At 41.9% G+C, this 12,783-nt stretch carries 12 protein-coding genes; all 12 read right to left on the minus strand.

Annotated features, from left to right (window positions below; genetic code table 11):
• Window positions 1-30 precede the first annotated feature (30 nt).
• The 12 genes from CXF62_RS04830 to CXF62_RS04885 all read right to left on the minus strand — a co-directional run bounded on the left by CXF62_RS04830 (window position 31) and on the right by CXF62_RS04885 (window position 12,734).
• Complete coding sequence (locus CXF62_RS04830) at window positions 31-1,728, minus strand: ATP-binding protein (RefSeq protein ID WP_102093131.1); 1,698 nt, start codon at window positions 1,726-1,728, stop codon at window positions 31-33.
• Between the two features lie 329 nt (window positions 1,729-2,057).
• Window positions 2,058-2,774 carry a response regulator gene (locus CXF62_RS04835; protein WP_057761994.1) on the minus strand — a complete coding sequence of 239 codons (717 nt, stop codon included), beginning with the start codon at window positions 2,772-2,774 and terminating at the stop codon, window positions 2,058-2,060.
• 601 nt (window positions 2,775-3,375) lie between these two features.
• The gene (locus CXF62_RS04840; protein WP_057761996.1) at window positions 3,376-3,792 is read right to left on the minus strand and encodes a F0F1 ATP synthase subunit epsilon; all 417 of its coding nucleotides are present in this window, start codon (window positions 3,790-3,792) and stop codon (window positions 3,376-3,378) included.
• Between the two features lie 114 nt (window positions 3,793-3,906).
• Entirely contained in the window at window positions 3,907-5,340 is a 1,434-nt protein-coding gene (gene atpD, locus CXF62_RS04845; protein WP_101205954.1) for a F0F1 ATP synthase subunit beta, read from the minus strand.
• A 38-nt stretch (window positions 5,341-5,378) separates the two neighbouring features.
• Complete coding sequence (gene atpG / locus CXF62_RS04850) at window positions 5,379-6,260, minus strand: F0F1 ATP synthase subunit gamma (protein WP_102093132.1); 882 nt, start codon at window positions 6,258-6,260, stop codon at window positions 5,379-5,381.
• A gap of 216 nt (window positions 6,261-6,476) precedes the next feature.
• Window positions 6,477-8,021, minus strand: coding sequence for a F0F1 ATP synthase subunit alpha (gene atpA, locus CXF62_RS04855; RefSeq protein ID WP_057762002.1), 1,545 nt, complete (start codon window positions 8,019-8,021; stop codon window positions 6,477-6,479).
• A gap of 93 nt (window positions 8,022-8,114) precedes the next feature.
• Entirely contained in the window at window positions 8,115-8,738 is a 624-nt protein-coding gene (locus CXF62_RS04860; RefSeq protein ID WP_057762004.1) for a F0F1 ATP synthase subunit delta, read from the minus strand.
• A gap of 13 nt (window positions 8,739-8,751) precedes the next feature.
• Window positions 8,752-9,222, minus strand: a complete 471-nt coding sequence (locus CXF62_RS04865; RefSeq protein WP_101205956.1) for a F0F1 ATP synthase subunit B — start codon at window positions 9,220-9,222, stop codon at window positions 8,752-8,754.
• Window positions 9,223-9,339: 117 nt separating this feature from the next.
• Entirely contained in the window at window positions 9,340-9,588 is a 249-nt protein-coding gene (gene atpE / locus CXF62_RS04870; RefSeq protein ID WP_010197960.1) for a F0F1 ATP synthase subunit C, read from the minus strand.
• Between the two features lie 33 nt (window positions 9,589-9,621).
• Window positions 9,622-10,488, minus strand: coding sequence for a F0F1 ATP synthase subunit A (gene atpB, locus CXF62_RS04875; RefSeq protein WP_101205957.1), 867 nt, complete (start codon window positions 10,486-10,488; stop codon window positions 9,622-9,624).
• A gap of 676 nt (window positions 10,489-11,164) precedes the next feature.
• Window positions 11,165-11,563: an ATP synthase subunit I gene (locus tag CXF62_RS04880; protein WP_102093133.1), complete on the minus strand. Its 399-nt coding sequence runs from the start codon at window positions 11,561-11,563 to the stop codon at window positions 11,165-11,167.
• A gap of 277 nt (window positions 11,564-11,840) precedes the next feature.
• Entirely contained in the window at window positions 11,841-12,734 is an 894-nt protein-coding gene (locus CXF62_RS04885; protein WP_102093134.1) for a metal ABC transporter solute-binding protein, Zn/Mn family, read from the minus strand.
• Window positions 12,735-12,783 lie beyond the last annotated feature (49 nt).

The following is a 12,783-nucleotide window of genomic DNA, read 5'->3' on the forward strand; positions in this document are numbered from 1 at the left end:
TGCTCTTATAGCTTAGCCCTATAACTTGGTTTAGTCTGACAACTTAGTATCGAAGTCGCGCTCGCTTTTCTCTTGCGTTAACTCATCAGCAGCAAGAATTTGCGTCAATGGTTTAATAGGCCATGTCATTACGAACCTTGCACCGCCTAATTCACGACTCTCATCTACCTTCATACTACCATTAAACCAAAAGGCAATACGCGATACAATAGACAAGCCTAGGCCATAGCCACCTGACGCGCGTGTACGGCTGTCATCTAAGCGTGAGAATGGAATGAATACTTTTTCGCGATCTGCTTCAGGAATACCATGTCCATCATCTTCGACACTGACGAAGGCATTGCCTTTTTTGACACCTGCACTAATGATAATGGTTGTTTCTGCATAGCGTAACGCATTACCTGCAAGGTTCTGAATCACACGGTGTAAGTAACGTCTATCTGCCACTGCCGTTACTTTTGCATTTGGTAAACTGGTTACTATTTTAATCGGTTTACCGAGTGCATTGGTTTCGCGCTCGATCTGCTCTAACAGTTCTCTTAAGTTCACTGGTTCTAAATCTAACTTTGGTGACCCTTCCTCAAGCTTAGCATAGGTCAAAATCTCATCAATCAAACCATTAAGCGACTCAATATCTTCATCAATATAATCACGCTGCATAAAACGTGAGTCTTCGTCATCCGTATCAGCAAGCATATCTACTGCAAATCGAATACGAGCCACTGGCGTACGAAGCTCATGTGAAACCGCTCGGGTAAGCTCTCGCTGTGATTCAATCAAACGCTTAATATGCGAGGTCATGGCATTAAAAGTCGCTGACAAACGTGCTATTTCATCTTGACCAATAACCTGTACTTGAATATCAAGGTTACCTTGACTGACCTCATTCACACCTACCTGAATCAATTGTAGCTTACGTTCAAGCGGGAAGATGAGCGCATATACACCTAAGCTAATTAGGAACATGCTAATAAGAATCATACTAATAATTAAGTTAAGCGGGAACCAATTAAATAACGGTATAGGCCCAATCAAAATTGCCATATCATTGATTTCAGAGGGTACTATTACCCTAATCGCAGAGTTACTCGTACTACTGTTAGTATCTTGCAGCGATATAACAACTTCATCACGACGCAGACGAGACATCTGATCTGAATCTAACTCAAGTGTATTGACTGCTTTGAACGCTAAAGGAAAAGAAAACTTCTTCTCCAATTCAGCCAAACGTGCGCGTTTGTCCGACAGTGTCATGTGATAAGACAAATCGTCTAACAAAAAGACCGCGATTGCCCGCACTTGCTGTTCGGTAACTTGAGAGATTCTCGCTGTTAAAACACTCTTGTTATCCGGCAAACGATAATAAACATCTGCATATACAGGCTGGTTAAAATAACGTACAACGGTATTATCATTTTTAAAGCGGCGTAGCTCACTGGCACTAAAGTCTACTTCGTCAATAGGCAAGACTTTAAAAGTAGTACCAAACAAACTGCTCGCATCTGATAACCAATATTCACGCTCTTCCTCGCTATTTTGGTGAGAGATTCCTTCACTCACCAAATGGAACGCCCCCATTGCCATATTTTCACGATAGGACTGCACACGTTCCTTATTGATGGTATCCATCAATAACTGCGCAAAGAGTGCCACACACAAGCAGACTATAAGTAGCCCAGCATAGATACGAACAAAAATACTGTGTTTTAAAGAAGAGACTAATGACATACGTGCCGTGACCAACTTAATAAATAGAGATTGCCAATATCATCAAACATATAGGTAGTGCTATGTGTTTGACGATATCGAACATGATCGAATAGGGATAGACTTTAACTTTGACTTTTAATTACCGTATTTTAATCCATATGCAGCAATCATCCAAAGACTTATATGTATGACATATATTTAGTCAGCGTCTATAATAATGGCTTAATTAAACCACATAACACTGCATTTAAGTTTAAAAATTAAAATTTAGCCACAAAAAAACCAGCATCGTTGCTGGTTTTTTCGAATAGTGATTAATAATTAATCAACCTATAGAAGCAACAATATTAGTTGCCTTCTTTTACGAATAGATAGCCTTTACTACGTACGGTCTTAATACGCTTTGGATTTTCTGGATCATCACCGATTTTTGGACGAATACGTGAGATACGTACGTCAATTGAACGATCTTGACCATCATACTCAATACCGCGTAGACGCTCAAAGATATCTTCACGAGATAGAATACGACCTGCGTTAGAAGCAAGCAACCATAGTAGATCATATTCAGCACTGGTGAAATCAACCAACTCATCACCTAGGTTAACTGAACGACCGCCGTTATCAATTACTAACTCGCCAAACTCCAGACGTTGTGGCACATCTTCTGATGGTGCATTTTCTGAGCGGCGCAGTAGCGCACGAATACGGGCAAGCAATACACGTGGCTGAGCAGGCTTGGCAACATAATCGTCAGCACCCATCTCAAGACCCAATACCTGATCCATGTCTTCAGTACGTGCAGTCAACATCAAAATTGGATTTTGATAATGCGGACGCACTTCACGGCAGACAGTCAGACCATCGCTACCAGGTAGCATGACATCAAGTACAACCATATCTGGTTGCTCATTGACGATACGGCGAATAGCACGATTACCATCAGTTTCAATTGCCACTTCTAAACCATTTTTGACCAAGTAATCTTGAGTCAACATGGCCAGACGCTCATCATCTTCAACAATCAAGATTCGGGGGGTGTTGTCTTCTTCATTCGTTGTCATTGTTATATCCTCTAATACATCTAATTTAAAAGCAGTAAAAGTAAGAGCGGTAAAATTAATAGCACCATATAGTGGCACAATTGATGTTCGTATAGCTGTTACAAACTTGGTAGCACAGTATACTATTAAATTATCAGCTTCCTATACTATAGCTTATAGTCGGTAACAAAACCTATAAACTACCCCTATCAAAACTTTAGTTTGCGTCCAGAAATTATGCCAATTACTTCGTTACTACATCGCAATTTGTATTATCTATCGTTTGCTGATTAGCCAAACCATCGAGCCAACGTTATCGCGTACAGTTACTGCTCGTTACTTATAATACGTTATGTCTAATATAACCATATATTACCCTTGTCGCCAGTGTCTTTTTAAGAAAATTCCAATGGACGATGATTCATTGATAATAAAAGATTTTTCCTGAGAATAGAGTGAACTGCCACAAATATTATCCAAGTGATAATCATATGTATTCAATGCAGAACCGTTAATTTCATAATGAATAGACATAAAAAAAACAGCCCATATAATGGACTGTCTTTTTATCATTATTTCTAGCGACAACTCTAAATTATTAGCTAGAGCTATCAGTAATAAATTACGCGCGGTTTTTGTACTTACGAATAGTCTGTAATTGTCCCACTGACTCTGCAAGTGAGGCCAAAGCCGCATTGGTTTGTAGCGTATCAGACTGGTTAACTAACATTTGCTCAGCCTTTTTACGTGCTTCGACAATTTTGCTTTCGTCAAGATTGTGTGCACGCATGGCTGTATCAGCCAATACCGTAACCATCTTAGGCTGTACTTCTAGTACACCACCTGAGACATAAATTACTTCTTCTTCACCGTTTGGTGTTTGCACTCGCATTGCACCTGGCTTTAGCAAAGTAATAAGCGGTGTGTGACCTGGCAATACACCAATCTCGCCTTCGGTACCAGTAGCTATTAACATGCTAATTTCGCCTGAATACAACTCTTCACGAGCACTTACGACGCGACATTGTAACGTTGCCATACTTAATTCCTTACCATCAAAGCGCGATCAAAAAACAGTAAAACTGCGATGCGTTACTGAAGAGTAGATACAAGGTTTATATTATATCTACTCGTTAGCTTATGCTCATACAACTTACGCTGACTTAGACTTCATTTTTTCAGCTTTAGCGACTACTTCATCGATGCTACCAGCCATGTAGAACGCTTGCTCTGGTAGGTCATCGTATTCACCAGCGATGATTGCTTTAAAGCTAGCAATGGTATCGCGTAGTGGTACGTATTTACCAGGTGCACCAGTGAAGACTTCGGCTACGTGGAATGGCTGAGACAAGAAGCGCTGAATCTTACGAGCACGATAAACAACCAGTTTATCTTCTTCTGATAGCTCATCCATACCCAAGATAGCGATGATGTCTTTAAGCTCTTTATAACGCTGTAGAACTTCCTGAACACCACGAGCAACATTATAATGATCTTCGCCGATTACTTGTGGATCTAGCTGACGTGATGTTGAATCCAATGGATCAACCGCAGGATAGATACCTTGTGATGCGATATCACGGCTTAGTACAACTGTTGCATCCAAGTGAGCAAACGTTGTAGCAGGTGATGGATCGGTCAAATCATCCGCAGGTACGTATACCGCCTGAACTGAAGTGATAGAGCCTGACTGAGTTGACGTAATACGTTCTTGTAGTAAGCCCATCTCTTCAGCTAGTGTTGGCTGATAACCAACCGCTGACGGCATACGACCAAGTAGTGCTGATACTTCTGTACCCGCTAGTGTATAACGGTAGATGTTATCAACAAACAATAGTACGTCACGACCTTTGCCAGTAACAGGATCTTTGGTATCACGGAAATATTCAGCCATGGTCAAACCAGACAGTGCAACACGTAAACGGTTACCCGGTGGCTCATTCATCTGGCCATATACCATTGCTACTTTAGACTTACTGAAGTCTTCGGTGTTTACAACGCCAGCTTCCTGCATTTCGTGATAGAAATCGTTACCTTCACGAGTACGCTCACCAACACCAGCAAATACTGACAAACCTTCATGTTTTAGAGCGATGTTGTTGATCAGCTCCATCATGTTAACAGTTTTACCAACACCAGCACCGCCGAACAGACCAACTTTACCACCTTTAGCGAATGGGCAAAGTAGATCGATAACTTTAATACCAGTCTCTAGTAGCTCAGTGCTGTTTGACTGATCCGCGTAGCTTGGTGCTTCACGGTGGATAGACCATTTGTCGTCAGCAACAACAGGACCTTCTTCATCGATAGGACGACCAAGAACATCCATGATGCGACCTAGCGTACCAGTACCTACAGGCACAGAGATAGGTGCGCCAGTATTAGTAACAGGTAGGTTACGCTTTAAACCTTCGGTTGAACCCATTGCAATAGTACGTACAATACCGTCACCCAGCTGTTGCTGTACTTCTAGGGTAGTTTCGGTACCGTCTACTTGCAAGGCATCAAAAATTTGAGGAACTTCATTACGGTTGAACTCAACGTCAAGAACCGCGCCAATAATCTGTACAATACGACCGCTACTCATTGCGTTCTCCTTGAACTTCTATATATAGGTGTAGTCAATTATGAAACAGCAGCAGCACCGCCAACGATTTCCGAGATTTCTCGGGTAATCGCCGCTTGACGCAGCTTGTTATAAACCAACTGTAAATCGTTAATAAGGTCACCAGCATTATCTGTTGCCGCTTTCATCGCAACCATACGTGAAGATTGCTCAGAGGCAATGTTTTCCATTACCGCTTGATAAACAATCGACTCAATATAGCGACCAAGCAATTCATCAATTAACGTCTTGATGTCAGGCTCGTAGATATAATCCCAGCTAAGTTCTGTCTGTAGACCACTGTCTTCATCATCGAATGACTGCTCTGGTAGAGGAACCAACTGATTGACTGTTGGTTTTTGAGTCATCGCATTGACGAATCGGTTGTAGACCACATAGATACGGTCAATATTGCCGTTACTATAGTCTTCAAGCATCGCTTGAACCGGTGCATTCAATTGTTCAAACGTTGGTTTATCGCCATAATCGGTCACAGCCGATGTAACTTTACCACCAAAGTTTTTAAAGAAACTCACACCTTTGGCACCGATGACTGCAAACTCAGCTTGTACAGACTGATCTTGATAATCTTGGATACTTTTAGTTAGGGCTTTGAATAAGTTAATATTCAAACCACCCGCTAGGCCACGGTCAGAGGTAATGACAATATAGCCAACCTTATTGACTGGACGCGATACCATATACGGATGTTTGTAGTCTGATGAGGCATGCACCAAATGTGAAATAACCCGGCGCATACTATCAGCATACGGGCGACCCACTTCCATGCGCTCTTGCGCACGGCGCATTTTACTTGCCGCTACCATTTGCATAGCACGAGTAATTTTCTGGGTGCTTTTAATACTGGTGACTTTGGCACGTATCTCTTTTAAGCTTGCCATAATGATTCCAATATAAGAGGGTTAAAAAGCATTGGCGCATGCGACAATCGTTTGATATACAACATCAATCCTACAGAATAATATTTTATATCTTGTGGCATTACGCGATCTAATACCGATAATGGTTAAAACAGTGGCGCAAATATCTGGTCAGACAACGCGCCACTTTATCAGCTCTAAGCTACAGTTATAACCAATTCGGCTTAACCCGTTAAATTAATAACTGTGATTTTGTTTAAAGGTCTCTAGAGATGACTTTAAACGACCTGCGATATCATCATTGTAGTTCGCAGTGTCATCAATCTCACGCATCAATTCACTTTGCTCATCATGCATATAACGCAAGTACGCTTCTTCGAAAGAACCAATCTTTTCGACAGGTACGTCAGCTAAGAAGCCTTCGTTTGAAGCATAGATAACGGCTGCTTGCTCAGAGATTGACATCGGCTGATATTGCTTCTGCTTCATCAATTCAGTCACACGCTCACCATGATCAAGCTGCTCGCGAGTTGCATCATCAAGATCTGATGCGAACTGAGCGAATGCTGCTAGTTCACGATACTGAGCTAGAGCGGTACGAATACCACCAGATAGCTTTTTGATGATCTTAGTCTGAGCAGCACCACCAACACGAGATACCGAGATACCAGCGTTTACTGCTGGACGGATACCTGAAGCGAATAAGCTAGACTCTAGGAAGATCTGACCATCAGTGATCGAAATAACGTTGGTTGGTACGAATGCAGATACGTCACCAGCTTGTGTTTCAATGATTGGTAGTGCGGTTAAAGAACCAGTTTTACCTTTCACTTCACCGTTAGTGAACTTTTCTACATAATCAGCATTTACACGTGATGCACGCTCAAGTAGGCGTGAGTGTAAATAGAATACGTCACCAGGATAAGCTTCACGACCTGGCGGACGACGTAATAGTAGTGAAATCTGACGATAAGCGACTGCTTGCTTTGATAAGTCATCAAATACAATCAGTGCATCTTCGCCGCGGTCACGGAAATATTCGCCCATCGTACAACCTGAGTACGGTGCGATATACTGAAGTGCTGCAGGCTCTGATGCTGAAGCAACCACAACAGTGGTATATTCTAGTGCGCCAGTTTGCTCAAGCTTACGTACGACGTTAGCGATAGTCGAACGTTTCTGTCCGATAGCCACGTATACACATTTAATGCCTGAAGCTTTCTGTGCGATGATCGCATCGATAGCCATCGCTGTTTTACCAGTCTGACGGTCACCAATGATAAGCTCACGCTGACCACGACCGATTGGAATCATGGTATCAACGGCTTTATAACCAGTCATTACTGGTTGATCTACTGATTGACGGTCGATAACGCCTGGAGCGATTTTTTCGACTTTATCAGTCATCTTGGCATCGATAGGACCTTTGCCATCAATAGGATTACCCAAAGCATCAACAACACGGCCTAACAGCTCAGGACCTACTGGTACTTCAAGAATACGACCAGTACAATAGGCTTTTTGACCTTCTTGCAGCTTTAGGTAATCACCAAGTACTACCGCGCCAACAGAATCACGCTCTAAGTTTAGAGCCATTCCGTAGATTTCGCCTTCAAACTCAATCATTTCGCCGTACATGGCATCTTCAAGACCATGAATCTGCACGATACCGTCAGATACTTTGACAATCGTGCCTTCATTCTTTGCAGTTGCACCCGCATCAAGGTCTTGAATACGCTGCTTAATCAGGTTACTGATTTCCGCTGGATTCAATTGTTGCATTGCCTTGTTTCCTTTAATTTATGATAACCCGCCCACTGACTTAATTGCTCTTATAATCATACAGCCAATATTTGACTGTATTGATGATTGGCATTAGGCAGTTAGCTGTGTTTTTAACTGTTGTAACTTGCCGCGCATCGAATCATCAATGACTTTATCACCGACTTTGATTGTAGCGCCTGCCAATAGACTTGGATCAACTGATTCGTGAATCACTACACTAGCATTTAGCGAGGCAGCAAGACGCGTTTGTAGCGTTTGACGCTGTTCATCAGTCAATGGGTAGGCAGAGGTCACATATGCGTCAAGCTGCTTTAAGCTTATTGCCTTGTGACGGCGATAATGCTCATAAACTTCAGGAAGCAGCGCCAGACGCTCTTGTTCTGATAACTGTTTAACGAAGTTACTAAGTGCTACTGATACTTTTGGATAGCTTACGTTACTGTCAAGGCTAGTCCCTTGAGCTTCGCTTAATAACTGCTTAAAAGCAGAATCATTAGCGCTAGCTACTTGCGTATCATAAAGATCGACCAAAGCAGCTGACTTATGCTCAGCAGAAACAGCTGGATTGTCTAGCCAAGTACTGAACGACTTGTCATTGACAACAGTGCTAGCAACAAGTAAGAAGTTTTCCCACTCGTTGACTGCGCCGTTTTCGTTGGCATAGTCAAACGCGGCTTTAGCGTACGGTCGTGCTAAGGTTGATAAGTCAGCCATTATATCCTCACAATTACAGCTTCGCCGCCAGTTGGTCTAACATACTGGCATGTTTTTGCACATCGACTTTGTCTTGCAAAATCTTCTCTGCACCAAGTACAGCCAGTTCAGCAACTTGGGCACGCAATGATTCACGCGCTTGATTGATTTCTTGATCGATAGATGCTTGCGCTTGTTGACGAATGCGCTCGCCTTCCGCTTGGGCTTGCGATTTTGCATCTTCGACGAGCTGATTGGCACTCTTGTTCGCTTGCTCGATTAGAGCGGCAGCCTTGGTCTTTGCAAGATCAAGTTCCTGCTGGACATTTTGCTCCGCGGTCGCCAAATCTGCTTTTGCTTTCTCTGCGGCATTCAGACCTTCAGCAATTTTACGCTGACGCTCATTGATGGCACCGATAAGTGGTGGCCACACGAATTTCATGCAAAAAATCACAAATATTGCAAAAGCAATGGCTTGACCGACGAGGGTAAAATTGATATTCACGTGATCACCTCTTTGTTAATGAAAAATCAGTTTCATTGATCATGTTTGGTAGTCAAATCTTGACTATATTTGATAGAAATTCTCCGAATACCAAACATTTACAACTGAGCTTTCGGATTAACCTGCTAGAGGGTTAGCGAACAACAATAGCATAGCAATACCAACACCGATCATCGGAATAGCATCAAGAAGACCTGCTACGATGAACATACGAGTTTGCAATTGTGAGCCAAGCTCTGGTTGACGCGCAACGCCTTCTAAGAATTTTCCACCTAGAATAGCAAAACCAATACCTGTGCCAAGTGCGCCAAGACCGATAAGTAGTGCTACTGCGATAACTGTGTAACCACCTAATACTGGATCCATTGATGTATCCTCATTTACCTATTGAATGTCTAATTAATGTTCAGTTGATGATGCAAGCGACATGTAAACTATCGTCAGCATCATGAATACGAACGCTTGAAGTGTAATAACTAAGATGTGGAAGATAGCCCACGGTACCGATAACGCCCATTGAATCCAAAACGGCATTAGAGCAATCAGTATGAAAATCAATTCCCCAGCATACATGTTGCCGAACAGACGCAAACCAAGTGATACAGGTTTGGCTATTAGAGTAACTGCTTCTAGGATGAAGTTGATGGGAATCAAAATCGCTTGTACGATTGGGTTTTTGGCGCCAAACGGATGTAGTGTTAACTCACCGATAAAGCCGCCCAAACCTTTTTCTTTAATGCTATAAAAGATAATCAGTGCAAAGACAGAGAACGACATGCCAAGCGTGATGTTAGGATCAGTCGTTGGAACAATCTTAAAGAAAACATGATGTGGATCATGGCCCATAGCGGCACCGATTTGCCCAGCAATACCTGGAATGAAATCAACAGGTATTAAATCCATCAAGTTCATCAAAAAGATCCAGACAAAAATGGTCAACGCCAATGGCGCAATCAATTTTGATGTACCACTGTATGAATCACGAACGTTGTTATCAACAAACTCAACGATCATCTCAACTGCTGCCTGAGTTTTTCCTGGCACGCCTGAAGTGACTTTTTTGGCAACCATCCAAAAGACGGCGCAAAATAAGATACCTAGACCAATCGACCATAGCATAGAATCAAGATGGATAGCATTAAAGCCCATTGCCCCTGCTTCTTCAGCAGTATGAGCAACTTTCCAACCTTCGCCCGGCAGATAGCCATACGTCCAATTCGTTAAGTGGTGAGAGATATATTCTGATGATGTTTGCTCGGATGCCATAATGTAAGCTTCTTATTAATCAACGATTTAATCAACTACCAAAAATATGGTTGTCATCTGATGAGGTGTAGTATTTATATCTATCTTGCTATTAAGCAGACAAATAAACCGTACTAAATCACTCATGTAACCAACAACATCCAACCCATAGTTCTATTACTAATATGCAGTATTTGATAGCGTGAGATAAATTTTAGCTATCAAAAAAGGGCTTATGATAACTCAGTAATAGCCCTTGCATTTTTATACGCAAAATTATTATATATGTGCTTGCTCACTGACCGTTTTTTACGATCGGCGCTTAATGTAACGCTTATAAGCAAAATATTTAGCCGCCTATATTAATGCAGCGTTGTATTCGTGTAAAGTCAATTGTGATTTTTTTATCCACTGTATGAATAAGTTAGCCACCAGTTTTACTTGCTAATATAGCCACTAACCATAATTAGATATCAGTAATCTAATTATCAGCGATACAGATAGTTGAATAACCCCTACCCTCTCACTGCATACTACGTCTAACATTGAGACTCATAGTGCGGTCTTTATAATCACTGGTGCTATCCTAAGACAGCGTTGTGCTTCGACTTTTCGAACTAGTCATAGAGAAGCTGGACGGCAGGGTGACTTGCCAGTACTATTAATAAACCATCTGTTTAGCGATCATTTATTAGCGCTAGCGTATATGCCACAACATCCAACTGTGACTAATTTGCATTACCATAAAACCGATAAACAGCGCTGGCGCAGATAGGGGTTGTACGGTAATAAAAATTAGTGCAAAACCAAACACGGTCAATAACCATTTTGACATTTGACCCCGATATAGCTGGCTAACGATGTGTTGGCGCGCGCGATATCCGGTGTACCAAAAAATAAAAAACGCAAATACTGCTTGAGTGATAAAACTTAGTAGCGCACCAATTGCAGCACTTTTTGCTATCGTAAGCTCACTATGTAACCAAATAGTATCTACTATCCAAGCAATGATAATAAGGATAAATAGTATCCATGCTTGTCGTTTAATATAGATGCCAATCTTGTCTTTTTGCGTGCGTTTGGCAGGCTTGGTCATCGGTATTCCTATAGCCCTTACAGCATTGGGACAATATATCATACTTATGATAATTTTATCCGTGAATGACTTACTCTACAGGCATTACCTTTCGGCCAAAATAAAACGCTACTTATTATAGGTAGAGCGTAACTATTAAGCAAGTAAAATATGACTTTTATCAGTCACCTAACGCATTTTGCTAAGATTATTATAGTATTTAGTCTGTCATAAGTGCTTGAAGCGAAGCTGTACAACCAACTCAAACAATCATAGCAAATTGCTGTTTTTGGCTACATTACGAGATACATTGATATATCTGTTTGGCCATATTTTGCCAACCGCTGATAAAGTCATCGCTACTACTCATATCTTCTGGCTGTACCGTACTCGTCACTGGTTGTAACTTCGCAAGTAAGCCTTTTGCTGGCTCACTTGGACTGACCAAACACATTTGCTTGGCTGGGCGTTGCTCATTCAACCAACGGAGTTGGCTTGCTTTGGGTGATAGATGATGATCCACGCTAAGGCTACCAACGAGCGTTAAGTGTAAGCTGTCTTCGATATATTGATACGCATCATGATAAGCCCAATAAGGTCGTGTTTTTGAGGCACTTTGAATAGAGCGTTGCTCCAATGCAGTAACTTCTTTGTCTAGTTGCTGTGCAAATTTTTTCGCGTTGGCTTGGTATAGGTCTTTATATTGTGGATTTGCATGACTATGAATCACAGCCAATGCACGGGTAATGGCTTTTGCATTTTCAGGATCTAACCAAATATGTGGATCTAGTGTACCCGCGATAGCGTTGCCCTTTACATCACGTAATGGATGACGATTAAATGCATCGAACTCAAATAAAGCAATGGCATTTGGGGCTGTTTTTAAGCTCGCTGCTAGATTGTTTTCTAGCGGCTCACCGAACCATACGACGAACTTACTGTCTTTGATTGCTTTGATATCACCTGGGCTGATACTACCATGATGTCCCACCTCCCCCGCTTGCAATAGTCGATTGGCTGATGGCGCGCCTTCTGTTACTGCTTCACTTAACAAGAATAGCGGATAATTACTAACACTGACCGTTGCAGCTTGTGCACTCAGTGTGAAAGACCCTAGGACTATCAATCCTGTCATTAGCAAGCGCTGTAATGTGATAAGCGAACGTACGGAGTAAGTAAAAACAGCGTTCATAGTAAGCTCTTTTATTGTTAGATAGCATTGTTGGATAACGAACGTATGA

The sequence above is a fragment of the Psychrobacter sp. MES7-P7E genome (assembly GCF_002863645.1).
Taxonomy (GTDB): domain Bacteria; phylum Pseudomonadota; class Gammaproteobacteria; order Pseudomonadales; family Moraxellaceae; genus Psychrobacter.